The organism is Streptomyces fradiae (assembly GCF_041270065.1).
Classification (GTDB): Bacteria; Actinomycetota; Actinomycetes; order Streptomycetales; family Streptomycetaceae; genus Streptomyces.
In genome coordinates this window covers 4,092,415-4,117,855 of record NZ_CP065958.1, presented here as the reverse complement: position 1 = coordinate 4,117,855, position 25,441 = coordinate 4,092,415, and the positions used below count along the sequence as shown (strand labels likewise).

The window sequence follows — 25,441 nt, the reverse complement described above, 5'->3', positions numbered from 1 at the left end:
CTCCCATGCTATTCAGCAGCCGGTATGCGGGCCGCTTCCACCGGCTCCGCGGCCGGTGCGGCGGCCGGACGGGCCTCGGCCCGCTCGGCGCGCCGGAGCAGGGCCGCCGCGAGCAGACCGCCGGCGAAGACGGCGATCGCGCCGACCACCTGGCTGGTCTGCAGACCGGTGGCGAAGGCGTCGGAGATCTGCCCGCGCTCGGCGTCGCTGCCCGCCGCGGCAAGCGCGGCCGGCAGGGAGGTCGCGGTGACGGTGACGAGGGCGGCGAAGCGCGCGTTGAGGACCGCGCCGAGGACGGCGACGCCGAGGCCGTTGCCGAACTCCGCGAGGGTGCCGTTCACACCGGCGCCGACACCGGCCTTCTCCGGCGGGATGGCGCTCATGATCGCGTTGGCCATGGCCGGGTTGGAGACCGCGAGGCCGATGCCCATCAGGACCAGGCCGAGCAGCATGCCCCAGTAGGTGCCCTCGGTGCCTCCGCCGAGCAGCGCGATCGAGGTGAGACCGCCCGCCACCAGCGTCATGCCGACCGCGACGGTGAGCGGCGTGCCGAGCTTCATCACGATCCGCGGGCCCACACCGGAGATGTTGAGGACGACCACGGTCAGCGCGAGCGGCGCCATCCGCAGACCCGCCTCCAGCGGCTCGTACCCGAGCACGAACTGCAGGTGCTGGGTCAGCAGGAACAGCGAACCGCCCATGCCGAACATCACCAGGATCGCGCCGGCCACCGCGCCCACGAACTTCTGGTTGCGGAAGAAGTGCATGTCGAGCATCGGGTACGGGACGCGCAGCTCCCACAGCGCGAAGGCGCCCAGGACGAGGATGCCGAGCACCGCCGGGAGCAGGACCTGGGCGGAGATCCAGCCGTGCTCCGGGCCGGTGATGATCGCGTACACGACGGAGGTCATGCCGATGGTGGACAGCAGGGCGCCCACCATGTCGGGGCGCTCGCCCTGCGGGTTCTTCGACTCGGGGACCAGCTTGAGGACGGCGACCAGGCCGATCACGGCCACCGGGATGTTGATCAGGAAGATCATTCCCCACCAGAAGTGGTTGAGGATCGCGCCGCCGATCAGCGGCCCGGCCGCGAAGCCGAGCGAACCGACCGTGGCCCACAGCGCGATGGCCTTGACCCGCTCCGAGTCGTCGAAGATCTGCATGACGACGGCGAGGGTCGTGGTCATCAGCAGCGCGCCGCCGATGCCCATGCCCGCACGGGCGGCGATCAACTGCCCGGTGGAGTCGGCCAGTCCGGCGGTGAGCGAGCCCAGGCCGAACAGCGCGAGACCGATGGCGAGCATCTTCTTGCGCCCGTAGCGGTCGGCCGCGTTGCCCGCGGTGAGCAGCAGACCGGACTGCACGAGCGAGTACGCGTTGATCATCCACTGGATGTCGCTGGTGGAGGCGTGGAGCTCCGAGGTCAGCGACGGGATGGCGACGCTGAGGACGGTGTTGTCGAGCAGCACGGTGAGCTGGGCGAGGCAGATGACGCCGAGGATCAGCCAGCGCTGCGGGTGGCCGCCGGTGGGGGCGGCCTGGTCGTTCGCGGCGGTCGTCGCCGTCATGTAGACACTCCCTTACGGTGTACGAGGATCAGTTCTCGTACACCGTAAAGGAGCCCTCGTACGCTGTATAGGGATTTTTTTCGGCCGACTGCTTTCGGCCGGTCAGGCCAGGCTCGTCAGGCCTTGCCGGTCAGGTCGTAGAACGTGGCGTTGCCGACCGTGACCTTCTCGAAGGTCTCCTCGACCCAGGACGAGATCTCGCTGCCGCCGCCCATTCCTCCGCCCATGCCGCCGCCGGACGCGATGAAGTAGTGGATCTTCCCCTCGGCCACGTACTGCTTGAACTGCGCGAGGGTCGGCGACGGATCGCTGCCGTTGAAGCCGCCGATCGCCATCACCGGCTTCTCGGTGGCGAGCTGGTAACTGGCCGCGTTCTGGGCTCCGATGGCGGCGGCGACCCAGGTGTAGGAGTCGGCGTCGGCGAGGAGCTTCTCCTTGGCCTCGGTGCCGACGCTCGCGCCGTTGAGGAGACCGCCCATGCCGCCGCCGGGACCGCCCTGGTTCTCACCAGGACCGCCGGGGGTCTGGCCCATGCCCGGACCGCCCCGGCCGCCCGGAACCTGGCCCCCGGGAGCCTGCCCCCCGCCCGGCCCCGGCCCCGGCCCGTACAGGACGAACATCCGGCCGTTGCCGCCCATGCCGCCGGGGCCGCCGCGCGCCGCGCCGCTCGGGCCCGCCGTCACGATCGAGCCCTGATGCCCGTCGGCGACCGTCGCCAAGGTGTACGCGAAGGGGCCCGCGAGCCCCGCCGCGAGACCGAGGCCCGCCAGGGCGAGCCCGAACCGCCGGTCGAGCCGCCCCGCGAGCAGCAGCCCGAGGGCCGCCGCGCACCCGGCGACGAGCACCGCCCAGCGCAGCCACGGCAGCCAGTCCGGCGTACGCCCGAGCAGCACCCAGCCCCACACCGCCGTCGCCGCGACCGTGCCGGCCAGCGCCGCCGAGGCGAGCAGATGCGCCCGCTCCTCCCACAGCACGGCCGCGCCCATGCCGATGAGAGCCGCGATGTACGGGGCCATCGCCACCGTGTAGTACTCGTGGAAGATGCCGGCCATGAAGCTGAAGACGCCCGTCGTCAGGAGCAGCGAGCCGCCCCACACCAGGAACGCCGAGCGCGCCGTGTCGGTGCGCGCCGCCCGCCAGGTGACCACGAGGCCGGCGACGAGGAGGATCAGCGCGGCCGGGAGCAGCCAGGAGATCTGACCGCCGATCTGCTCGCTGAACATCCGGCCGAGGCCCGTCTCACCCCAGCCGCCGCCCCCGGCCCCGCGCCCGCCGCCCGGACCACCGGCGCCGCCCGGCAGCTCCACACCCGCCGGGAGCTCCATCGTCATGCGCCCCCCGCCGCCCCGGGCACCACCGCCGCCGACACTCCCGACCTCGTTGCCGTTGATGCGGCCCAGGCCGTTGTAGCCGAAGGTCAGCTCAAGGAAGCTGTTGTTCTGCGAGCCGCCGACGTACGGCCGGGAGGACTTCGGCCACAGCTCGACCAGGGCCACCCACCAGCCCGCCGACACGAGCAGCGCGAGCCCGCCCAGGCCCAGCCGGCCGAGCCTGCGGCCCAGACCGCCCGGCGCGCACACCACGTACACCAGGGCGAGGACCGGCAGGATCAGGAAGGCCTGCAGGGTCTTCGCCAGGAACGCGAACCCGAGCGCCACCCCGGCCCACACCAGCCACCGCCCCGCGCCCCTGTCCAGCTCCAGGGCGCGGAGCACGCAGTAGACGGCGACGGTCATCAGCAGCGCGAGCAGCGCGTCCGGGTTGTTGAAGCGGAACATCAGCGCGGCGACCGGCGTGAGGGCGAGGACCGCGCCCGCGATGAGCCCGGCGCCCGCGCCGAACCGGCGCCGGACGGCCGCGTACAGGACCGCGACCGTGGCCACGCCCATCAGCACCTCGGGCACCAGGATCTGCCACGAGCCGAGCCCGAAGAGCCGGACGGACAGCGCCATCGGCCACAGCGCGGCCGGCGGCTTGTCGACGGTGATGGCGTTGGCGGAGTCGAGCGAGCCGAAGAAGAGGGCCTTCCAGCTCTCGCCGCCGGCCTGCACGGCCGCCGAGTAGAAGGAGTTGGCGTAGCCGCTCGCGCTCAGGTTCCAGAGGTAGAGGGCGGCGGTGGCGAGCAGCAGGCCGAGGAGGGCGGGGCGCACCCAGGGTGCGTCCTCGGTCCGCCCGCGCCAGGAGCGCCGTAGACGTACAAGCGCGTTCGGGGAGGTCATCGAGAGGTCCTTGTGCCGTTGGAGCGCTCCGGGGCCGGGAAGACCCAGAGGCGGAAGAGGAGGAAGCGCACGACGGTCGCGGCCAGGTTGGCGACGATCAGTACGGCGAGTTCGGTGGAGTGGGCCGGATCGCCGGTCGCGGCGGTGAGCGCGAGGAGCGAGCCGCTGGTGAGGGCCAGGCCGATGGCGAAGACGACGAGCCCCTGCGCCTGGTGGCGGGCGGCCCGCTCCCGGCCCCGTACGCCGAAGGTGAGCCGGCGGTTCGCGGCCGTGTTGGCGACGGCGGAGACGAGGAGCGCGGCGGCGTTGGCGAGTTGGGGGCCGACGCCGAGCCGGAAGAGGGAGTAGAGCACGAGGTAGAAGAGGGTGGAGAGGGCGCCGACCACGCAGAAGCCGACCAGCTGACGGGCCAACCCGCCCGGTACGCCGGTCAGTTCGCGGTCGCGCGGGTCGTCGCCGAAGGGCCGGGCGAGCCGGTCGAGCGGCAGCGAACCGGTCGCGAGCGCCCGCCCCACCCGCCACACGCCCTTCAGGTCGTCGGTGGCGGTACGGACGATGTGCACGGTCGAGTCCGGGTCGTCGACCCAGTCCACCGGCACCTCGTGGATCCTCAGCCCGGCCCGCTCGGCGAGCACCAGCATCTCGGTGTCGAAGAACCACCCCGTGTCCTCGACCATCGGGAGGAGCTGTTCGGCCACGTCCCGCCGGATCGCCTTGAAACCGCACTGGGCGTCCGAGAAGCGGGCGGCGAGCGAGCCGCGCAGGATCAGGTTGTAGGCCCGCGAGATGAACTCCCGCTTCGGGCCGCGGACCACCCGGGAGGAGCGGGCGAGCCGCGAGCCGATCGCGAGGTCGGAATGCCCGGAGATCAGCGGCGCGACGAGCGGAAGGAGCGCGTTGAGGTCGGTGGACAGGTCCACGTCCATGTACGCGAGGACGGGGGCGTCCGACGCCGACCAGACCGTACGGAGCGCCCGGCCCCGGCCCTTCTCCTCCAGGCGCACGGAGCGCACGGAGTCCGGGAGGCGGGCGGCGAGCGCCCGGGCCACGTGGGGGGTGGTGTCGGTGGACGCGTTGTCGGCGACCGTGATCCGGAAGGCGTACGGGAAGGTGCGGGAGAGGTGGTCGTGGAGCCGCAGCACGCACGGCTCCAGGTCCTTCTCCTCGTTGTAGACGGGAATCACCACGTCGAGGACGGGCCGGCGGGGACCGGCCGCGCCCACCGGGAGGTGTTCCCGCGCGGGAAGCGTTCGCATGACACAGACGCTCGCCGGGCGCGCTGTCACGGCGGTGTGGTGAGGCTGTGGCGGGGCTGTGAGTCAGGGCTGCGAGGTCAACGCCGGTCGGGGATCGACACCGAGAACAGGGTGCGGCCGGGCGCGCTGTCGACGGTCACCTCGCCGCCGTGGGCGAGGGTGACCGCCCGGACGATGGCCAGGCCGAGGCCCGTACTGCCGGTGCTGCGCGCCCGGGAGACGTCGCCGCGCGCGAAGCGCTCGAAGACGGACGGCAGGAGGTCGGCGGGGATCCCCGGCCCGTCGTCCTCGACCTCGATGACCGCGTGGGCGCCTTGTTCGTACAGACGTGCCGTCACGGTCGTACCGGGCGGGGTGTGGGTACGGGCGTTGGCCAGGAGGTTCACGAGCACCTGGTGCAGACGAGCCGGGTCGGCGTCCGTCTTCACCGCGCCGTCGCCCTCGGGGAGTTCGAGGCGCCAGCGGTGCTCGGGCCCGGCCGCGCGGGCGTCGGAGACCGCGTCCAGGACGAGGAGGGAGAGATCGGTGCTCTCGTACGAGAGCGGGCGTCCGGTGTCGAGCCGCGCGAGCAGCAGCAGGTCCTCCACCAGGCCCGTCATCCGGGTCGCCTCGGACTCGATCCGCCCGAGGGCGTGCCGGGTGTCGGGCCCGCACTCCTCCCGGCCGCGCCGGGTCAGCTCCGCGTACCCCCGGATCGAGGCGAGCGGCGTGCGCAGCTCATGGCTGGCGTCCGCGACGAACTGCCGCACCCGGGTCTCGCTGCGCTGCCGCGCGTCGAGCGCCGAATGGACGTGGTCCAGCATCCGGTTGATCGCCGCGCCGACCTGTCCCACCTCCGTACGCGGATCGGCCTGCGCCTCCGGCACCCGGTGGTCGAGCGCCACCTCGCCGCTGTGCAGGGGCAGTCGGGACACCTGCGCGGCGGTCACGGCGACCCGGCGAAGCGGCGTCAGGGCCACCCGTACGAGCACCGTCCCGGCGAGCGAGGCGGCGAGCAGGCCGGCGGCCGTCACGCTCAACTCGACGACGACCAGGGTGGAGAGGGAGTCCTGGAGCTCGGCGAGCGGTATCCCGATGAGGAAGTCGCCGTTCTTGCCGGTGGCGTACTGCGCCCGGTAGTCGCCGAGGCCGCCCGGCAGGGACACGGTGTGCGGGTCGCCGTCGCGGGGGACGGCCGCGAGGGCGGCGCTCTGGGCGTCGTCGAGCCTGATCGACCGATAGCTCGGCCCGTACACCCCGTCCTCCGGCGGCACGGAGCGGTCCGCCGACGTGAGCTCGCCGTCCACCACCCGGGCGCCGACGGTCCCCAGCGGGGCACCCGGCCCGATGACGAAGCCGAGGGGCGTGTCGAAGCCGCCCGGGGACGGCCCGGCGAAGCTCGGCGGCGGCCCGGCGGCCCGGTTGGCGACCTCCTGCAGACGGGTGTCCGCCTGGTCGTACAGATAGGACCGGAACGCGATCGTCGTCACCGTCCCGATCACCGCGCAGACGACGGCGATCAGGGCGACGGCGGAGACCACGAGCCGGGTACGGAGGGACCACGGCCGCGACCACGTCCTACGGCGGGCAGGCACCGCTCATTCCCCGGGCTTGATCAGATATCCCGCCCCGCGCCGGGTGTGGATCATCGGGCTGCGCCCGGCGTCGATCTTCCGCCGCAGGTAGGAGATGTAGAGCTCGACGACGTTCGCCTGCCCGCCGAAGTCGTACGACCACACGCGGTCCAGGATCTGCGCCTTGCTGAGCACCCGGCGCGGGTTGCGCATCAGGAAGCGCAGCAGCTCGAACTCGGTCGCGGTGAGGTGGATCGAGTCGCCGCCGCGGGTGACCTCGTGGCTGTCCTCGTCGAGGGTGAGGTCGCCGACCGTGAGCAGCGACTCGGCGCGCGCCGCGGCGGCGCCGGAACGCCGGATGAGGCCGCGGAGCCGGGCCACGACCTCCTCCAGGCTGAACGGCTTCGTGACGTAGTCGTCGCCGCCCGCCGTGAGCCCGGCGATCCGGTCCTCGACCGCGTCCTTCGCGGTCAGGAAGAGCACCGGCACCTCGGGCAGCTCGCGCCGCAGCCGCCCGAGGACGGCCAGGCCGTCCATGTCGGGCAGCATCATGTCGAGCACGACGACATCGGGCCGGAACTCCCGGGCCCGCTTCAGCGCGCCGGCCCCGTCGCCCGCGCTGTGCACCTGCCAGCCCTCGTAGCGCAGGGCCATGGAGAGCAGCTCGGCGAGCGAGGCCTCGTCGTCGACGACGAGGACGCGGACGGCGGTGCCGTCGGGCCGCAGCAGTTCGGTACGCGAACGGGGGGTGGTCGCAGTCATGGGACCACGGAACCGGGTCCGGGTGAGACCAGCCTTTCCCTTGTCTGTGAATTCCCTGAGAAAGGGCGGGGGCGGCGGTTACCCGGGCGGGAGGCCGAACAGCCGGGCGCCGTTGTCGTGGCAGACGGCCCGGAGCCAGTCGTCGCCGAGCCCGAGCCGTTCGAGGGCGTCGAGCTGGTGCCCGTACGGATAGGGGATGTTGGGGAAGTCGGTCCCGAGCAGGATCCGCTCGCGCAGCCCGTCAAGCCGCTTGAGCTCCGCCGCCGTCGCCGGGAAGGGCGCGAGGCCCTCGCTGAAGTCGGTGAAGGCCATGGTGGTGTCGAGGTGGACGTGCTCGTACCGCTCGGCGAGGTCGAGGAAGTCGCCGTACTCCGGCATGCCCATGTGCGCGATGATCAGCCGCAGCCGCGGATGGCGGGCGAGCAGCCGCCCGATCGGGCCGGGACCGGTGTACGGCCCCGGGGCCGGCCCGGAGCCGCAGTGGATCACCACCGGGGTGCCGGCCTCCTCCAGCGTGCCCCACACGGCGTCGAGCAGCGGGTCGTTGGGGTCGTAGGCACCGACCTGGACGTGCGCCTTGAAGACCCGGGCGCCCCGGTCGAGGGCGCGCCGGACGTCGTCGGCGGCGCCGGGCTCGGGGAAGAAGGTCGCGGTGTGCAGGCAGTCGGGGACGCGGGCGGCGAAGTCGGCGGCCCAGTCGTTGAGCCAGCCGGCCATGCCGGGCTTGTGCGGGTAGAGCATCGAGGTGAAGGCCCGGACGCCGAACTCCCGCAGGAGCTCGACCCGCCGCTGCTCCTCCTCCCGGTACGTGATGGGCCAGGGGCGGCCGGTGAGCGGCCCGGCGGAGTCGAAGTAGGCCCACACCTTGTCGAGGACGTTGCGCGGCATGAAGTGGGTGTGGACGTCGACGAGCCCGGGCAGCCCGAGGCGCCCGGCCCAGGCCCGTACGCGTACCGCCTCCGCGTCAGGGGCGGACAAAGGCGTGGCTCCGCTCGACCTTCCCGATGTGCAGGCTGTAGGCGGAGTACCACTCCTCGCGCCCGCGCCGCTGCGCCTCGGCGTGCTCGGGCTCTCGCCGCCAGGCGGCGAGGCCTTCCAGGTCGCGGAAGTAGGCGACGGTGATGCCGAGGCCGCCGGGGGTGCGGGCGGACTCGTAGCCGAGGAAGCCGGGCACGTCCTGGACGAGCTCGTGCATGCGCGCGTTGGTCGCGGCGTACGCCTCGGCGGAGCCCTCGACCTCGGTGAAGTCGTCGGAGCGGAGGGAGGTGAAGACAGCGGTGTAGTAGGGCGGTTCGAGGCCCGCCACCAGGCTCTGGGTCATGTGATCACCCTGCGGGGGCGCGGCCCGGACTGTCCATGGATCACGCCCGAAGGGATCCAAGACTTTACGGTTCAGAGCTTGCGGCCGCCGGTCAGAAGAGGGGGGCCTGGGCGGCGGCGTCCTCGCAGGTCGGGGCGGGTGCCGCGGTGGTGGGTACGGTCACCGGGTGCCCGGCGGGCGCGGCGGCCAGCTCCCAGCCGGTGAGCAGCCGGGTGTCGAGGACCAGGGGCCGGGCGTCGGCGTCGAGGAGGTGCAGATCGGGCCCGGCGGCGGCCACGAGCCGGCCGGCGACGACCCCGTCGGCGACGAGCTCGGTGACGACGCGGCCGGGTGGTGAGTCCTCGAGGGCGTCGAGGGCGAAGACCTGGGCATGGTCCTGCACCTGGCAGGGCAGCGCCTGGAGGGTCTCGGCCCAGGCGGGCACGCCGGCGGCCTGCCCGTACAGCTCGGTGAGCTCGCGGGCGCGCTCCTCGGCGGGCGGCAGCGCGTACCGTACGGCGCGCTTGCGGGCGTACGGGATGCGGTCGGGGACCGCGAGCGCGTGCCGCAGCACCTCCTCGGTCCGGCGGGCGGCCATCAGCGGGCCGCGGCCGAGCCAGGCGAACGCGATCGCGCCCTGTTCGAGCAGGCGGGCGGAGCCGCGCTCCTCGCCCGTGATGCCGACCTTCACCATCCCGGGCCCGAACCAGGCGAGGTACACGCGGTACGGCCGCGGGTCGTCGGCGATCGTGTCGGCGGCCACCGAGTGCGCCCGGTCCAGGCGCGCGCACTCCGCGCACCGCCCGCCCGTGCTGCGCCCGGGCACGGCGGCGGCCAGGGGGCAGGGGTTGCCGCGCGCGCCGGAGCAGCGCCGCTCGCCGCCGGCGGCCCGGAAGCCGAGCTCCCGCCCGTACGGCAGCGGGCTGACGCGCCCGCCGGCCCCCGCCCAGCGGAGCCGGGGCGCGCCGCCCTGCCAGGAGACGCCGCTGCTTCGCCACACCATGCCCCCAGTGTCGTACCCCCCACTGACACTCACCGATGTACGGGTCGGGTCTGGTCATACGGGTCGGGTCCCGTGGGGTCTGGTCAGGGGAGGGCGTAGAGGAGTCCGCCGTCCGAGCCCGCGCCGCCGGCGTGTCGCATGCAGCCGCGCTCGACGAGGGTGCGGACGCAGTCGCGGACCCGCTCGGCGGTGAGTCCGGTACGGCGGGCCACCTCCTCCAGGCGGTAACGGACCCCGCCGCGGACGAGGGCGGGCGCGAGGTAGGCGGCGACGGCGTGCACGTCGGCGCCGACGACGGCGTTCCGCGCGGACCAGGAGTCGAGCAGCTCCTGCGGGGTGCGGGCGACGGGGACCGTCGTCTCCGTGCCGGGCCCGGCGGCGGACCCGGCGGCGGCGGACCCGGCGGCGGGGTCCGGGCCGGTGCGCTGGACGGGGAGGGAGAGCCGGTCCAGGGACTCGGCGAGCCGGTGCAGGTCCTGCCCGGCCTCGCGCAGCAGCTCGCCCCACTCGGCCTCGGGCCGCAGGGCGGCCTCCTCAAGGCGGACGAGCACGTCGAGGAGCGGCTGCGGAAGGACGAACCCGGCGGCCGCGGGGGCGGGGTCGAGCCCGTACGACCCGTCCCGCTGCACCCCGACGACCAGGTCGGCGACCCAGGCCCGGAACGGCCCGGCGGCCGCCCGCCGGGAGGCGTTCACCAGCTGCACGAGCCCTTCCAGACACACCATCCGCGTGGACTTCCGCAGCCCGTTGCGCAGGCCGCGGTTGCCCGCCAGCTCGATCGGCAGCTCGTCGACCGTCGCGTGCAACCCGTCCCCGACATACGCGCGCAGCGCCTGCCGCGCGCTCCCGAACCCGAGTTGGCGTGCCGCGTCCACGGCCGGAAACCAGTGCGTGCCGTCCGGCAGCGTGAGCCTGCGCAGCCGCGCCCCCGTGGCGGCGTGCACGAAGTCGTCGATGTCGATGGCGTCGATGGCGGTCATCTTGGCGTCACCTCCACCTGCACGCTAAGCCGAGGGCATATTCAACTGACATGGAAATCAGTCCGGTTCACCCGAAGGTGTGGGAAAAGCCCGGTTCGGGGGTGATGTGGGTGTGGGTGGGGTGATTCGGGGTAGTCGGGCCGCCTGCGCCGGGGTTGCCGATTTCAGGAGTCCTCCGGGACGAGGCTCAGGACGGGAAGAGGCTCAGGACATCCGCCTCGGTCCAGGTCCCGGCGGCACCGGGGCTGCCGGCCAGGTAGCGGGCGATCTCCTGATCGCTCCAGGCCCCCGACTCCCGCAGTCCGGCGGCGAGATGGCGCAGATACGGCTCCGAGGGCGCCCGCAGCTCGACATCGGCGACGGCCCAGGGCGCGGTGAACGTGAGCAGCGGCACCCCGTCGACCTCACCGGCGCACACCACCGTCTCGTACCGCCCGGGCCCGAACGCGAGCCGCCCGCGCGCGACGGCCTCATCCAGATCGAGCCCGGTGCCAAGGCCGGGCTCCCGGTACATCTCCAGCGCGGCGATGTCCGAGAACTGCCCGCCACTGATGAGATGCGCCCGCCCGAGCGTGCGCCCCTCCCCGTCCGGATCGTAGAAACCCCGCCCCCCGCCCCACACGGCCGACTCGGTGGCGAAATACAGCACTCCCCCCAACTCGACCGCCCGCGACTCCCGCGGCGGCGTCCGATCCCGGCACCCGGCGAGATACCGCCCCAGCCGTTCGAGATGCATGTTGGACCCGTATGCGGCGTACCAGACGTCCATGCCCCGGACGCTACCGGCGGGGCCGGCGGCGCCGGCCCCGCCGGGTGGCCCGGACCGTCACGTGCCGGGAGCCCGGTACTGGACCTGTCCGGCTTTGCGCAGGGCGTCCAGAGTCTCGTCGATGGTCAGGAGAACGGTCGTCTCGAACGAACTGAGCGCGCCGCCGCCGCTGATCGCCAGGGCGACCGCGGCCATCGAGACGTTGTCGGGGGCCTCCCACAGGTTGTAGCCGTCGCGGGTGCCGAACGCGTACCAGAAGCCGTGGAGCCTGCCGCCGACCGACTCGATGTACGCCTGAGCGGCCTGCGCACGGTTCTCGGGCTGGCCGATGAGCCTCGCCCAGGTCTCCGGCGTGTAGCTGAACCTCGATAGATAGAGCGGCATCGCGTCTCCCTTTCGTCCCGTCAAGGGGTGCCCCACGGGACGGGAAACGCTCGCCAGGACGCACACGTGTCCCCCGGACGGCCGGGGAGGACGACCGACATGGCCACCCCCGCACACCCACGCAACGCAAGAGGCCCGGACTCTCGTCCGGGCCTCTCGACTCTGTGCACTCGGCAGGATTCGAACCTGCAACCTTCTGATCCTTAGTCCCGCGCGGGTGGAGCCGGGCTGGCAGGCTGCTCTCGGGCCCTTGTTTCCCGGACGCCGGTTAGGCCGTAACCACCCCCGCGCAGACCGGGAGGTCTGCCGTTGATTCTCCAGTGCTGGACGCCTCGGTACCGGCCCCACCCATGGACACGGTAAGAGCCCCCACTGACAGCCCCGAGGGACGGGAGGGGATAACCCCTACCTGCGGCTGAGTGCCGCGCCCTGTTGGGGCCTACCGATCGCTAGTCGACTGTCAGGCTACTTGGCTTCTCGCCTCTATACGGCATCCAGCGGTATCCGGGCCGGAACGCGATGTACTCGTCGCCGAGGCCCAGCTCGCCGTGGAATCTCTCGCAGAGTACGAGCCCGTGGAGACTGCCGTCGGTCAGTTCCTCCGACCGCTCAGCCTTGAGTTCAACGGGGTCCAGCAGCGATTCCAGATCCCAGCCGACCGGCGCAGCGACGTACCCCTCGAACTTCGCGAGCAGGTCGTGCAGCTGGTGCCCCGAACACGCCATGGAGACCCTCGCCGACGAGGAGATCGAGACGGAGGAGCTCCGCCTCCTGACGCAAGACCTCACAACCGCCTTGAGGGACGCACTCCGCGTAGCCGTAAGCCGCGGGCACCGCCTCCCGACGTCGGGCCTCTCCACTCGTGACGACTCTGATGAGGGTCCGCAGCTGCAGGTGGCTGCGTTCGGTTAGCGGTCTCATCCCTCCAGCGACAGTGAAGCCCCGGGCCATCCCCGGGGTTTCATGCTTGAATCCTGCCTGTGACCTGGCGCGTCCCCGTCAAGGCATTAGCGCAGCGCTCAGCGCCCCCAAGGCGGGGCACACTTGCGCAGCCAAGCCGACGTGTATCACGGTTGCACCATGCCTTCTGGGGGTTGGGGAGTTGCTTGGACAGTCGGGTCGTTCCTGCTGGGAATCGGGGTGACACTCGGAACCACGTTCCTCAATCATCGTCACACCCTGAAGAGGGAACGCATCGCGCGGGCAGTGACACGATCGGGCAGCCTTCGTGACCGGCGAGTCGAGTTTGAGGCGACGCACTTACTCGAACTGCACAGCGCGGTGTCAGAGTTGCATGATAAATGGATCCTGATCGCTCATATACGAGGCGAAAGGCAGACTCTACGTGGGGGAGACCTCCATTCAGTAAGCGAGTCTGAGTCCAATCCTGATCTGGACCACAGGTTGACCGGGGAACTTGAGGATGCGGGACCGGTCGCCGAGAAATCTGAGCTGAGTGTTCGAATGCTAGTCGGCCTCGCACTGGACGACGAGGTGAGGGGCTACGTTCGCGATGCCATATCCAACATCGAGTCGTTCCATCGTCACTATGAGACCTTCGATCTAGCGGAGATGCTAAAGCAGGCCGACAGCATCGGGCGCGAGCTGCAGGCAGTCCGGGAAGTAATCGCAGCCCATCTACGCCATGTCTACGCGGGGATCCTGCCGACAGGAATCTGAGTCACGTCGTGGCCATGTCCTGCTTGTGGCGTCCGCTCTCTCATCCAGGGCGCCCCATCGTGGGAAGTCGTCGGCACCAGGCCCCCTTCCCTGTGAGCGCACCACACCTTGACTGCGTTCGAGCCATGCCGAACCGCCGGGGAAACCAAGCAAGCAGATCTTGCAAAACCCACGAACCGCGGACGTCTCACGCTCTAGAGTGAGGCCTATCCGTCTCAGGGAGGACTCTGTGATTCTTCGGGAATTTCTGTATGTAGACACAGACAAGGTTCGCGCAATGCTGGCGCAACTGGACGGAGGAGTCCCCGAAGAGTTCCGGCAGACGGAGCGCTCTGAAAAGAGGACCACCGTTGGCCCTCGCGTGGCAGCTCAGCACTATCAGGGATCTTGGACGGAGGCATACACCAACAAGTCACTTGGCGACGCCCTATTCCCCACATTGGAGGATGCCCTCGAAACAGAAGGATTGCTGCACGATGTTTCGCTTGAGGTTTCCAACAGGGAACAATGGGATTCAGGCGAGCTCAAGTCAAGGTTTCCTCCGGGCTCTCTCATCAGGGTAACCGGGATGGGATCGCTCTTTGACACACGCTACGTCGCAACAGCCTTCTCCGCCTTCGCCTACGTAAGCGCGGCGCTGCACGATCTAGGGCTGTCGAATGACGTGGGTGCCGCCGAGCCCCGGAAAGGCAAGCAGGGACCCAATCAGCGGCAACGCCCCCAGAAGGCAAGCGAGCCAGCGAAGGCGGACGAGCTGGAAGATAAGATCCCCGACTTTCCGGCCGTAGAAGGAATCGACGGCGCCACCCTTCGGTCGTTTGTGCGAATCGCCAGGGGGGTATTTAGCCCCGGGCTCCACATCAACCTCCACCCTGCGTCCGGCGTACTCATCAGCGCACGACTGCAGGAGGGGCGGCAGTACCTCGATAGCGAGGCCGACATCCTCCTCGCTCGATACGGTGCAGAGCCTCAGGAATGGACTCTAGTCGGCAGCATCGGTAGCTACGGAACAGAGGAGACCGAGCTTCCGGATCAAAATTTCGTCACTGGTGATAGCAGAATCGACCGAGGAGCATTCTCCGGCGCCATGAATTCCCAAATGTGCAGTCTCGGGAGGGCTGGATTCATCGATCTGCCGCAACATCCAGGCTTCTCTTTAATTCCGTTCGCAGTTTATCGAACTATTCCGCGCCCGGGCCTGGTGGCGCGACTGGAGCACCAAGGAAGCAGATAAAGGTCGCCTGCCAGCGCCCTCAAACATTGCTGCACCCACCACACTCCCGAAATCCCACCGCCACACCCCACCGGCCGGCACTCGCCCGCGGGCCCCCTCCGTCCCGGAGCCGGAGCACCCCCGCCGGAGGCATCGTCTTGAGTTGAACTCGCTTACGGCCTCAGCCACATCGCGGGATCACCCCCTATCAACCCGAGCTGCCAAGCGTGCGGCCGGCGGCCGGGGCGGAGCAGGGCGGAGACAGGAGCGGCGGCCCGGACGACGGGCCGCGCGCGCCGCGCTGGGCGCGGCGGGTGCCTTGATGAGGTAGAGAGAGTCTTACCGCTGGCCTCAGAGGGCGATCGGCTTGCGGGTCATGGCCCTGTCGACGACCTTCTCGGGCGTCAGCTCGGGTCTGGGGCCCAGAGGATGCATTCGCCGAGGTGCGGGCCGGCCAGGCCCCGTTTGAGGCTGCCAGGCCGACACACTCCGCGGACTGTGCGAGCTCGCGCGGGAAGAGGGCGCGCTCTCAGCGCAGCGGCAAGCCCGCCTGTATTCGTCAGGCTGACGCAAATCCTGGCTGGACCTAGCCCTGGCTTGCCCCCTCTCTGCGATGCTGGAGGTCGATCGAGAGGGGCCGCAGCGATGCAGTGGAAGATCCACGGGGAACGTCCGATCTACGAGAACAGCTGGGTGAACCTGTGGCTCACCGACGTCGAGACGCCGGACGGGAACCGGTGGGAGCACCACGTCGTCAAGCTCCGGCACCTGGCCGTGGCCGCCGTCGTCAACGAGCGGCGTGAGGTTCTGATGATGTGGCGGCATCGCTTCATCACGGATGCGTGGGCGTGGGAGCTGCCCATGGGCCTGATCGAGGAGGACGAGACGCCGGCCGAGGCCGCGGCCCGTGAGGTGCTGGAGGAGACCGGCTGGCGGCCCGGTCCGGTCAAGCCGCTGATCTACGCCGAGCCGGCCAACGGCATCACCGACTCCCAGCACCACGTCTTCCGGGCCGACGGGGCGACGTATGAGGGGCCGCCGACCGAAAAGAACGAGTCGGACCGGATCGAGTGGATTCCTCTGGCCGACGTACGGGGCATGATCGACCGCCGCGAGATCGTCAGCAGCGGCTCACTCGTCGGGCTGCTCTACCTGCTCATGGACGAGGCGATCCGCTGACCTGACGGGGCAGCACTTCGCGGAGCCGGGACTCGAAGGCCACCGCGGCCGGTTCCCGGCGGAAGGGCTCCAGCTCTTCGTAGAACTCCCTCAGGTGGCCGGCGACTCGTTGAGAGCTGACGGCCGCCGCCGGTGCCAGGGCGTCCATGGCCGTGTGGCACGCCTCGTCCAGCTTTCCGCGCTGGAGCTGGGTTCGGGCGAGCCAGAAGGCGTGGAAGGCGCGGCCCCGGTGGTTCGATGCGTGTTCACGGCGGAGGGCATCCGCGATGAGGGGTTCGGCGAGGGCCGTTTCGCCCAGGCGGCCGTGCGCGATGCCGGTGTCCGCGATCAGCTTCGGCTCGTCGAAATAGGCGACCCAAGCCGGGTCCGGATCCCCGGTGCTGATCCGTCCGAAGTGGGTGTGCGCTTCCGAGATCGCGGTGTGGGTCGCGCCGTGGTTCCCGAGGGTGGCATGGGCGAAGGCTTCGCGCATGGCGAGCATGGCCAGTACACGCGGTGTGGTGGCCGCCGCTGCTCGGGCCTGGTCCTGGGCGGCTGTGACGAGTGCGAGGGCGTCTCCGGGCTTGTCCTGGTAAGTGGCCTGGAGACTCATACAGGCAAGGACGTTGGCCATGAACCGGCGGTCGTCGATGGCCTTGGCCAGGCCGAGGGATTCGGTGAAGTAGGCGCGTGCCTGGTTGTACTGGCGGGCATCGAAATAGGTCCATCCGGTGAGCCGGGCCAGCTCCGCCGCGATGCTGTGCAATCCGTCCCGCAGAGGGGCTGGCCGCTGCTCCTTGAGGAGATCGACGACGTAGCGGAGCTGTCCGACGACCGCCGGCCGTAAGGTCTCGCCACCGTGCTCGTCGTCCCGGCGCCAGTAGTCCGCGATCGACGAGTGCAGCGCGTTCAGCGTCGACGGGCTGAGGTCCCGCTCGGCCGCGAGGGCGAGGATGCTGTCCACGTCCGCTCCGGGCAGTCCAGAGGCCGGCTGCCCTCCGGACGGGGCTGGTTCCTCGGCCGGTTCTCGGGGCGTGGCCGTCAGGCTGGGTGGCGTCTCCCAGGGGCGTCGGGCAAGCCCGAGCATGTGGCCAGGGATGTGCAGTCCGTCCGAGATCCGCTCGATCACGTCCATGTGCAGAAGCTGCCGTCGCCCGGCGATCACTTCGCCCACGCGGCTCGGGGTGAGGTCACAGCGGCGAGCAATCATCGACGGGTAAATACCCGCTCGTGCCTTGACCAGCTGAAAGACGCGGCTGAAGTCCCTGGCGCCGCATGCCTCGATCATCACTGGGTCCGTGAGCAGGCCGACCGGAAGTTCCTTCGCACGGGGTGGCTCGGGCATGGGACACGCTCCGACATGAGGACTACGGATCGCTGCTCATTATCAACCGAGGGTGAGGTTACCCAAGTTGGGTAATCCGCCTGGCCTTTCCGGTCAAGCCCGCCGATCGCGATGCTCCTGGCCATGGCGAACGGACAGGAAAGAGTTCGGATGACACTGCGGGTCTCCCGCGACTCCGGCCGGACGTGGGGGCCACTCACGGAGGTACGCGTGAGCGACGACCCGATACTCCCGGACAACCCCGGCCGCTTCCCGCCGTGTGCCTGTCGCCGGTGCGCGGAGGCCAAGGCCGTGAACTCCCTCCGGCTGGTGTCGTGATGCGGTGCACTCACTGGCGCCGGGTGCCGCTGGACCTGGCACGGGAAGCGCGGCAGAGGTCGGCCACGGAGTGCGTGGACCGGGCTGTGCAGTGCCAACTGCCCGTACACGTCGGCGATGACCACTACGGCCTCCTCACCGACGTCGGCGAGTACGGGACTGCGCTGTGGCTCCGCTGGCGTGGCAGTGCCGAGGCGGAGTTGGCCGTGCTGTCGGACTGCTCAGTGGTCGCCCCAGGCCCCGACCGCGACGGCTGCTGTCTTTTCGCAGGCCACTCCACGCACCACACCTGGGAAGACGCCCCGGAGGAGGTCTCGTGCACCAGCTGATCACGAGCCCACGCAGTGCCCTGCCCCCTCGCTCTCTCCCTCCCGTCAACGAGAGGTGTGGGGACTGCGGGGGCAGCGGCGCCAACTCGTCGGGCAAGACCTGCGGCACCTGCAACGGACTCGGCGAGATCCACTGCCGTGCCGACCGTCACTCCTCGCCCTCGGCGCCACGCCCCATGCCCCGGAAGGAGGGCCACCGATGGTCCACGCTCTGATCGCGTCCCCGTTCCTCGACGGCCACCTGCTCCTCAAGCCCGGGGCGAGAGCCGGCGCTCGCATCCCCGCCACCCACTACGAGGCCCTGCGGCAGGCCACCACCGCCGGAAGCGCGCTTCCCACGTGGGCCGCGCAGACCGCCGCCGACACCTGGGGCATCGACCTGAGCGGCCGACTGGCGCAGGGGACGGTGCTGGTGCGTGAACCCTCCCCGTACGGCTACTGCCGTGCCTCCTGGGAGATCAATCTCGGCTGCAACTTCGGCTGCAAGCACTGCTACCTCCCGGAGCGCCCCTTCTCCGGCCTCGGCTGGGAGGACAAGGTGCGGCTGCTCGACATCATGCGCGAGGCCGGCGTCCTCTGGCTCCAGATCACCGGTGGCGAGCCCACCCTGGACGCGGACTTCCACGACGCCTACCGGTACGCCTGGCAGGCCGGAATGATGCTCACCATCTCCACCAACGGCTCCCGGCTATGGCACCCGGATCTCCTCGAACTCTTCCGGGACCACCCGCCCTACCGGCTGGTCGTCAGCATGTACGGGGCCAGTGAGGACGCCTTCGACACGCTCACCCAGCGCCGCGGGGCGTGGAAGGGTTTCCGGCGCGGTGTGGACGCGGCGCGTGAAGCGGGTCTGCCGCTGCGGATCAACGTCGTGGTGACCCAGGACAACGCCGCCGAGGCCGACGCCATGGCCGCCCTCGCCGAGGAGTGGAACTTCGAGCACCACTCGTACACGAACATGACGCCCACGATCTCCGGTGGCGGTGAACCGCTGCTCGCCCAATCCGCCGCCCACCTGCGGCAGCGCAAGCCGTTCGCCGGCTGCAACGCCGGACACACCTTCTTCCACGCCGACCCGCACGCCAAGGTCTCGATCTGCAAGGTCGGCCGCGACGACCAGATCGACCTGATGGCCGAGGGCATCGACGGCCTCACCCGGCTCGGCGCCATCGCCGACCGCCTCATGCTTCGCACCGGAGGGTGCGGAGGCTGCGCCCTGTCCGGCACCTGCCGGGTCTGCCGCCCCCTGGCCAAGCACTACCAGGAGGCGAAAGCGCCGCTGCACAGCTACTGCCAACACGGAGACAAGGAGAACGGATCATGACCCCGCCCGTACTGGTCGATCTTCTGCCCGGCCCGCCGACCTCGGCGCGTCGCGCGGCCCCGCCCGTCGCCGCCTCCACGGTGACCGCCGTCCACGACCTCGACGTGATCGTGGAGAGCGCCGAGTGCTCTTGCGACGCCGGCGACGACAACCCCCACTGACCGACCCGACCCGACCCTCCAACTCCGTTCAGGCCCCGGCACGCTCGCGTCGGGGCCTGAGCCCTGCCGGGCTCGCCGTTAGAGTGCCGCCATGTTCTTCCGCTGGGACTGGCTACGGCCCGTGCTGACCGCACCGATCGTGCCGACCCTCGGCCCCGTCCACCCCGACGCGCTGACCGCCGACCTCTTCGAGGACACCCTCCGGGCGGCCACCACAGGGGACTTCCTGCCCTACGACAAGGATCGGCGCTGGGGCGGCGAGAAGGACGAGAGAGTCCTCCGCGAGGAAGTGGTGCACGAGCCCGAGCGCACCCTCGTCCCCACCCTGACTCGGCGCGGTCGCGGCACCGTCAAGATCTTCGCTTTCGGGCACGGCGGCGATGTCGTGGACGAGGCGGCCGAACTGGCCGCGAAGCTCGCGGCCGTGCACGACGTGGCGGGCGCCCGGGTCGTACGCCCCCTCGGCCCCGAGACCGCACATCCACGCGGAACCCGTATCCAGCTGAAGGATTTCACTGCCGGGCCTTGCCCGAACCTCAGTGGTCCGGTCCGTCCCGTCACCGACTGGCCGACCTCCGTGCGAGAGACCTTCGCCCCGTTCGCCGCTGCCATGGCCGCCGACGGCCTGGCCTTCCTCCACACACAGATGCAGGCCGGCCGGTGCGGCCCGGTCCTCGCCGCTGCCGTTGAGAACCGCATCGTGGGTGCGATCGGCCCCATGGACGTACGCCCCGACGCCATCAGCCGACGCCAGCTCATGCCCCAGTACTTCGCCGTCCTGCCCGAGGCCCGGGGCCGGGGCCTCGGCCGCGTCCTGTGGCGGGCCGCGATGCACTGGGGCCAGTCCCACGGCGCCGCCTACCAGCTCCTCCAGACCGAAGTCGACGGCCCCTCCGACAGGCTGTGCCAATCCGAGGGACTGATCTCCCTCGGCTTCACCCACACCACGTCCGCGTAGCTCCGGACGGTCGCAGTACGCGGCCCCCGCACGCCCACGCAACGCGAGAGGCCCGGACTCTCGTCCGGGCCCCTCGACTCTGTGCACTCGGCAGGATTCGAACCTGCAACCTTCTGATCCGTAGTCAGATGCTCTATCCGTTAAGCTACGAGTGCTTGTTTTGTTTTTCGTCTTCGCTCCCCGGCCTTTCGGCCCGCTCGCGGCGACAGGAAGAACATTACATGACTGCCGCCGTCATGTGAAATCCATTGGGTCCACCCCTTGTGACCTGCGGAAACGCCAAACGATCACGGTTGCCGGGCGGGGCCGGGCCGGGTGTCCCGGCGCGCTCCGGGGCCCCGGATCGCGCCAGAAGAGACCGGGGTCACATGCGGACGCGGCGAGGGGCTGGGGTGCCCGGGAACGGGCGAAGCCCCGGTCCTGGGGACCGGGGCTTCGGTGGGGCGGAGGCGGAGGGATTTGAACCCTCGATGGGCTTTAAGGCCCAAACCGCATTAGCAGTGCGGCGCCATAGACCGGACTAGGCGACGCCTCCTTCACACTCCCGCGCGGGCGCGGGTGCTGCGTGGAGATGATGACACAGACGAGGTGCGTGCCACCAATCGCTTATCACCGTACTAGGACCCGGGGGGCCAGGGCAAAGCCCCCGCCCGGCGCAGTCCGCGTTGCGCAACGCGCCGGGGCCCGGAGCGTTAGTCAGGGAAACGCCATCGCCCGCACCGCCTCACGGGAGTCCGTCATGCTGCGCCCCCTCCTCCTCGCGACCGTCGCATCCAGCGCCCTCACCGGCATGACCGGCCTCGGCGGGCTCGGGCCGCTGCCGCCGCTGCCGCTGCTGTCCGGGGCCGACTCGCTCACCGTGAGCATCGAGAAGAGCGGGCACGCCGAGGCCGACGGGACCTTCCGGCTGGAGTGCGACGGCACGCCCGGCGGGACGCACCCCGCCGCCGCGAACGCCTGCAAGCGGCTCGACCAGCTCGCGCAGGCCGGCGCCGACCCCTTCGCGGCCGTGCCCGCCGACGGGATCTGCACCCAGCAGTACGGCGGCCCGGCCACCGCGCACATCACCGGGACGTGGCAGGGCCGCAGCGTCGACGCCCGGTTCTCCCGCGCCAACGGCTGCGAGATCGACCGCTGGGAGAACCTGCGGCCCGTCCTCCCCCACGTCAAGGGGTGAGCACGTCAAGGAGTGATCGCGGCATGACCGGGTCACCGAACCTCCACCCCGTCTCCAGAGGCGGAGGCGCTCCCTCCCTTAGACTCCCTCCGTGACAGGCCGCGGCCCGAACGGCAAGATGGACGGGCACGTGCGGTGGCAGTGGGTTCAGGGAGGAAGCGTCTCGTGAGCAGCAGGCCGTCCCGAGGCGCTGCTCGCCTCGCAGCCATACTCGACGCCCTCCCCGACGGCCTCGTGCTGGTCAACTGCAACGGCACGGTCGTCAACGCCAACACCATCGCCCTCGGCATGTTCGAGACGCCCGGCACCGCCCTCGTCGGGCGCGGGCTGCTCGACCTGCTGCCGGACTTCGACTCGCGCCTCATCCCCGGCTCCATGCGCCGCCCCGAGGGGGCCGACGACCGGGGCCGCACCCGGCCGACCCGGATGATGGCCCGGCGCACCGACGGCGGCGAGTTCCCCGTCGAGGTGACCAGCGCCAGCCTGGAGGACGGGCGCGAGGCCTACGACTCGTACAGCGGCTACACCGGCGACGAGCTCCTCATGCTCGTCGTCCGCGACCTCACCGGCACCCTCGACACCGAGGCCGAACTCGCCCGCTCCCAGCGCCAGACCGAGATGATCCTGCGCGCCGCGTCCGAGGGCGTCGTCGGCACCGACACCGACGGCCGGGTCGTCCTCGTGAACCCCGCCTTCGCGCAGATCCTCGGCTACCGGGCCGGCGAGCTCGGCGGCGCCGAGCTGCACCCGCTCATCCTCCCCAAGCGCGCCGACGGCCAGCCCTTCCCGTACGAGGAGTCCCCGCTCGCCGACACCCTCAAGTCGGGCCGCAAGCACCGGGTCCGCGGACAGGTGCTGTGGGCGAAGAACGGCGACCGGGTCCCGGTCGACCTGACCACCGCGCCGGTACGGGACGGGGACCAGCTCGTCGGCGCCGTCATGACCTTCTCCGACCGCCGGCCGCACGAGCAGCTCGTCGAGGCGCACGCCGCCGAGCTCGCCGACCTCACCGAGCGGCTCACCACCGAGCTCGAACAGCAGAAGGAGCGGTACGAGGCGGAGGCCGCCGAGCAGCGGCAGCGGTACGAGGAGGAGCTCGCCGAGCAGAAGCGGCGGGTCACCGCGCTGACCGCCCGGCACGAACAGCTGACGGCCGTCCTCGGCGAGTCGCTGCGCGGCCCCCTGGAGGAGCTGCGCGCCGAGCTCGGCAGCCTCGCCGCCGACGACGCCGGACAGCTGTGGCCCGAGGCCAACCAGCTGCTCCACCACCTCTCCGCCGGCTACGGCCGGATGACCACCCTCGTCGACAACGTCCTCGGCTACCAGCGGCTCGACGCCGGCGCCGAGCACCTCGACAAGGACGTCGTGCTGCTCTCCGGGATCGTCACCGGCGGCATCGACGGGGCCGTCGAGCTGATCGGCCCCGGGCGGGCGCAGTTCGCCGTCCACGCGCCGCCGATCGAGGCCGAGGTCGACGCCACCCGCCTCACCACCGCGCTCGCGCACCTGGTCGCCGACGTCGCCGGGGTCGACGCCACCGGCAAGAGCAAGGCCGCGCCGCCGCAGGGCGGCGGCTACGCCGACTCGACGATCGTGGTCGCCGCCGCGCCGCGCGGTGACGTCGTACGGATCGAGGTCCGCGGCCCGTACGCGGGCGGCGACCCGGTCCACCAGCCGATCGTGCGCGGGATCGTCGCCGCGCACGGCGGTGTGCTGCAGACCCACGAGGTGCCGGGGACGACGGGCGGCGCGTACGTCGTCGAGCTGCCGCTCGGCGCCGGGCGCGGCACCGTGCCCGAGGCGCCGGTCCTGTCCGAGCGCGCCGAGGAGCCTCGCCCGGAGGAGACCGAGGCCGAGGCGGTGCTCGAGCCGGTGGCCGAGCAGCCCGTATCCGTAACGGCCCCGCACGTCGCCGAACAGCCCGTCGCCGGTGAACTTCCGGCGCTTCCCGCACAGCTGGCGCCCACCGACACCCCCACCGGCACCCCCACCGACACCCAGGGTGGCGGCGGTCGGCGGCGGGCGCGCCGGGCGTCCACGGACGCGTTCCTGGAGAGCCCGGTGGCGCCCGAGGGCGCGCCGGTGCCGCAGCCGACCGGGCGTCGGCGCGGCCGCGCCGGGGACACCCCCGCCACCGGCACCCCGGCCGAGCTGATCCCCGCGCAGAGCACCCCCGCCCCGGCAGCGGTGGCTGCCGCCTCCGGCACCGGCCGGCGGCGCGGCCGGCCCGCCGAAGGCGCCGTCATGACCGCCGCCGAGAGCGCGCAGGGACGTCCGGCGCTCGGCGCCGCCGTGCCGCCCCAGGGCGTCCCGGTGGACGCCCCCGCCGCCCAGGCTCCGGCCCCGGCCCGCGCTCGCGCTGCCCGCCGTCGCGTCCGCGCCGCAGGAGGCGCCCAGGGGCGAGCAGGCCGCCCCACAGCCGACCGGCCGGCGCCGCCGGGCGCTCGCGGCGGCGCAGGAGCGCGCGGCGGCGGCCGAGGCGGGACCGCGCACGCCGTTCGCGCTGCCGCCCGCCGACGCCGACCGCGCCGAACCGCACGCGGGCGATGCGCAGGCGCAGGACAGCACGCACGAGGCCGTACGGACGCTCCCGGAGGACGACCACACCCCGCCGCAGCCGCACCCGCTGCCCATCGCGCCTCCCGCGCCCTCCGCGACCGGCACCGGCTCCGTACCGCTGCCGCCCGAGGTGCCCACGGCACCCACGGCACCCGCGGCACCCGCAGGGCCGACGACGCGTGACGGCGGGACGCAGGGGCGGGCGTTCAGCGTGCGGACGCTCGGTCAGGGCGTGCCCTTCGTCCAGTCGGCCACCGCGAAGCCGGCGTCCGCCGTGCCGACACCCGCCAAACCGACCTCCGCCGTGCCGACGCCCGCCGCGCCGCTGCCCGCGCCGGCCACCCCGCCCGTACCGGCCGGTGCCACGCCCGCCACGCCCTCGGGCCGGCGGCGCAAGCTCGGAAACCCGGCGGCGGAGGGCCGGCAGCCCGCGCCCGAGGCGGCGACGGCCCACCCGCCGGTGGAGCCGCCCGTGCCCTCTCCCGTACCCATGCCCTCCCCCGTGCCCGTGCCCGTGCCCGTACCGGTGCCTGCTCCCGCGCAGGCGTCCGAGGGGCGCGCGTACGCCATAGAGGCGCCCGCCGAGGGCTCGGCGGAGGGGCCGGAGCCGTTGGACGGGCCGGGGGGCGCGGTGGAGGTGTCGAACCAGCCGCTGCCGCAGCCGGTCGACGACGAACTGCCCCCGGAGCCGCTGGACAACCCGCGCCGGCTGCTCGTCTGGCCCGCGCCGGACGTGTCCACGCAGCAGGCGCTGAGCGACCGCGGCTACCGGCCGGTGATCGTGCACTCCCGCGAGGAGGTCGACGCGCAGATCGCCGCCTTCCCGGCCGCGCTCTTCGTCGACCCGCTGACCGGGCCGATCACCCGGACCGCGCTGCAGTCGCTGCGGCAGGCCGCCGTGGCGGCCGAGGTGCCCGTGCTGCTCGCGGCCGGGCTCGGGCAGGCGACCCGGGAGGCGGCGTACGGCGCCGATCCGGCGGTCCTGCTCAAGGCCCTGGCGCCCCGGGACAGCGAGCAGCATCCGTCGCGCGTCCTGGTCATCGAGGAGCACGAGGACATCGCGCAGGCGCTCGCGGCGACCCTTGAGCGGCGCGGGATGCAGGTGGCGCGGGCGGCGACCGACACCGAGGCGGTCGCGCTGGCCCAGCAGATCCGCCCGAACCTGGTGGTGATGGACCTGATGCAGGTGCGCCGCCGGCGGGCCGGGATCATCGACTGGCTGCGGGCGAACGGGCAGTTGAACCGCACCCCGCTGGTCGTCTACACCTCGACCGACCTCGACGAGGCGGAGCTGCCGTCGCTGTCTTCGGGCGAGACGGTGCTGTTCCTCGCCGAGCGTTCGACGAGCGACGAGGTGCAGGCCAGGATCGTGGACCTGCTCGCGAAGATCGGCACCAACTAGCCCGTGAACCGGGCTGGTTGATG

At 71.7% G+C, this 25,441-nt stretch carries 21 protein-coding genes, 2 tRNA genes and 1 pseudogene; 9 read left to right on the top strand and 15 right to left on the bottom strand.

Annotated elements, in window-relative coordinates; translation table 11 throughout:
• Positions 1 to 8: 8 nt before the first annotated feature.
• From JAO84_RS18670 to JAO84_RS18615, 12 genes are all read right to left on the bottom strand, one after another.
• Positions 9 to 1,568 carry an MFS transporter gene (locus JAO84_RS18670; RefSeq protein WP_370413899.1) on the bottom strand — a complete coding sequence of 520 codons (1,560 nt, stop codon included), beginning with the start codon at positions 1,566 to 1,568 and terminating at the stop codon, positions 9 to 11.
• A 116-nt stretch (positions 1,569 to 1,684) separates the two neighbouring features.
• Positions 1,685 to 3,787, bottom strand: a complete 2,103-nt coding sequence (locus tag JAO84_RS18665; RefSeq protein WP_370413898.1) for an ArnT family glycosyltransferase — start codon at positions 3,785 to 3,787, stop codon at positions 1,685 to 1,687.
• Positions 3,784 to 5,043 (bottom strand): glycosyltransferase, encoded by a 1,260-nt coding sequence (locus tag JAO84_RS18660; protein WP_370413897.1) that lies wholly within the window; start codon positions 5,041 to 5,043, stop codon positions 3,784 to 3,786. Before JAO84_RS18660 ends, JAO84_RS18665 begins: the two co-directional genes overlap by 4 nt.
• 77 nt (positions 5,044 to 5,120) lie before the next feature.
• Complete coding sequence (locus JAO84_RS18655; RefSeq protein WP_370413896.1) at positions 5,121 to 6,617, bottom strand: sensor histidine kinase; 1,497 nt, start codon at positions 6,615 to 6,617, stop codon at positions 5,121 to 5,123.
• A gap of 3 nt (positions 6,618 to 6,620) precedes the next feature.
• Positions 6,621 to 7,358 (bottom strand): response regulator transcription factor, encoded by a 738-nt coding sequence (locus tag JAO84_RS18650; RefSeq protein WP_274709927.1) that lies wholly within the window; start codon positions 7,356 to 7,358, stop codon positions 6,621 to 6,623.
• A gap of 78 nt (positions 7,359 to 7,436) precedes the next feature.
• Positions 7,437 to 8,336, bottom strand: coding sequence for an amidohydrolase family protein (locus JAO84_RS18645; RefSeq protein WP_370413895.1), 900 nt, complete (start codon positions 8,334 to 8,336; stop codon positions 7,437 to 7,439).
• A complete protein-coding gene (locus JAO84_RS18640; RefSeq protein ID WP_370413894.1) occupies positions 8,323 to 8,679 on the bottom strand; it encodes an antibiotic biosynthesis monooxygenase in 357 nt (118 codons plus the stop codon). The genes JAO84_RS18645 and JAO84_RS18640 overlap by 14 nt, the downstream gene beginning before the upstream one ends.
• Positions 8,680 to 8,770: 91 nt before the next feature.
• Positions 8,771 to 9,661: a DUF2797 domain-containing protein gene (locus JAO84_RS18635; protein ID WP_370413893.1), complete on the bottom strand. Its 891-nt coding sequence runs from the start codon at positions 9,659 to 9,661 to the stop codon at positions 8,771 to 8,773.
• A gap of 83 nt (positions 9,662 to 9,744) precedes the next feature.
• A complete protein-coding gene (locus JAO84_RS18630) occupies positions 9,745 to 10,641 on the bottom strand; it encodes a BRO family protein (RefSeq protein ID WP_370413892.1) in 897 nt (298 codons plus the stop codon).
• Between the two features lie 187 nt (positions 10,642 to 10,828).
• Positions 10,829 to 11,410: a histone deacetylase gene (locus tag JAO84_RS18625; RefSeq protein ID WP_370413891.1), complete on the bottom strand. Its 582-nt coding sequence runs from the start codon at positions 11,408 to 11,410 to the stop codon at positions 10,829 to 10,831.
• 57 nt (positions 11,411 to 11,467) lie between these two features.
• A complete protein-coding gene (locus JAO84_RS18620; RefSeq protein ID WP_370413890.1) occupies positions 11,468 to 11,794 on the bottom strand; it encodes a GYD domain-containing protein in 327 nt (108 codons plus the stop codon).
• 449 nt (positions 11,795 to 12,243) lie between these two features.
• Entirely contained in the window at positions 12,244 to 12,654 is a 411-nt protein-coding gene (locus JAO84_RS18615) for a hypothetical protein (protein ID WP_370413889.1), read from the bottom strand.
• A 280-nt stretch (positions 12,655 to 12,934) separates the two neighbouring features.
• On the opposite strand from JAO84_RS18615, the gene JAO84_RS18610 reads away from it, so the two are divergent.
• From JAO84_RS18610 to JAO84_RS18600, 3 genes are all read left to right on the top strand, one after another.
• Positions 12,935 to 13,474 carry a hypothetical protein gene (locus tag JAO84_RS18610; protein WP_370413888.1) on the top strand — a complete coding sequence of 180 codons (540 nt, stop codon included), beginning with the start codon at positions 12,935 to 12,937 and terminating at the stop codon, positions 13,472 to 13,474.
• Between the two features lie 277 nt (positions 13,475 to 13,751).
• Positions 13,752 to 14,708: a hypothetical protein gene (locus tag JAO84_RS18605; protein WP_370413887.1), complete on the top strand. Its 957-nt coding sequence runs from the start codon at positions 13,752 to 13,754 to the stop codon at positions 14,706 to 14,708.
• Positions 14,709 to 15,332: 624 nt separating this feature from the next.
• The gene (locus tag JAO84_RS18600; RefSeq protein WP_370413886.1) at positions 15,333 to 15,866 is read left to right on the top strand and encodes an NUDIX hydrolase; all 534 of its coding nucleotides are present in this window, start codon (positions 15,333 to 15,335) and stop codon (positions 15,864 to 15,866) included.
• On the opposite strand, the gene JAO84_RS18595 is transcribed toward JAO84_RS18600, so the two are convergent.
• Positions 15,844 to 17,190, bottom strand: a complete 1,347-nt coding sequence (locus tag JAO84_RS18595; RefSeq protein WP_370413885.1) for a hypothetical protein — start codon at positions 17,188 to 17,190, stop codon at positions 15,844 to 15,846. The two genes, JAO84_RS18600 and JAO84_RS18595, sit on opposite strands and share 23 nt — an antisense overlap.
• Positions 17,191 to 17,582: 392 nt before the next feature.
• On the opposite strand from JAO84_RS18595, the gene JAO84_RS18590 reads away from it, so the two are divergent.
• The 4 genes from JAO84_RS18590 (at position 17,583) to JAO84_RS18575 (ending at position 20,280) form a co-directional block, all read left to right on the top strand.
• A complete protein-coding gene (locus JAO84_RS18590) occupies positions 17,583 to 17,837 on the top strand; it encodes a hypothetical protein (RefSeq protein ID WP_370413884.1) in 255 nt (84 codons plus the stop codon).
• A gap of 199 nt (positions 17,838 to 18,036) precedes the next feature.
• The gene (locus tag JAO84_RS18585; RefSeq protein ID WP_370413883.1) at positions 18,037 to 19,161 is read left to right on the top strand and encodes a radical SAM protein; all 1,125 of its coding nucleotides are present in this window, start codon (positions 18,037 to 18,039) and stop codon (positions 19,159 to 19,161) included.
• Complete coding sequence (locus tag JAO84_RS18580; RefSeq protein ID WP_370413882.1) at positions 19,158 to 19,322, top strand: hypothetical protein; 165 nt, start codon at positions 19,158 to 19,160, stop codon at positions 19,320 to 19,322. Before JAO84_RS18585 ends, JAO84_RS18580 begins: the two co-directional genes overlap by 4 nt.
• Positions 19,323 to 19,413: 91 nt before the next feature.
• The gene (locus tag JAO84_RS18575; RefSeq protein WP_370413881.1) at positions 19,414 to 20,280 is read left to right on the top strand and encodes a GNAT family N-acetyltransferase; all 867 of its coding nucleotides are present in this window, start codon (positions 19,414 to 19,416) and stop codon (positions 20,278 to 20,280) included.
• 82 nt (positions 20,281 to 20,362) lie between these two features.
• On the opposite strand, the gene JAO84_RS18570 is transcribed toward JAO84_RS18575, so the two are convergent.
• Positions 20,363 to 20,435 (bottom strand) — tRNA-Arg (locus JAO84_RS18570).
• A 289-nt stretch (positions 20,436 to 20,724) separates the two neighbouring features.
• Positions 20,725 to 20,815: transfer RNA gene (locus JAO84_RS18565), tRNA-Ser, on the bottom strand.
• A 204-nt stretch (positions 20,816 to 21,019) separates the two neighbouring features.
• On the opposite strand from JAO84_RS18565, the gene JAO84_RS18560 reads away from it, so the two are divergent.
• Positions 21,020 to 21,457 carry an SSI family serine proteinase inhibitor gene (locus JAO84_RS18560; RefSeq protein WP_370413880.1) on the top strand — a complete coding sequence of 146 codons (438 nt, stop codon included), beginning with the start codon at positions 21,020 to 21,022 and terminating at the stop codon, positions 21,455 to 21,457.
• A gap of 165 nt (positions 21,458 to 21,622) precedes the next feature.
• A pseudogene (locus JAO84_RS18555) lies at positions 21,623 to 25,418 on the top strand (PAS domain-containing protein).
• Positions 25,419 to 25,441 lie beyond the last annotated feature (23 nt).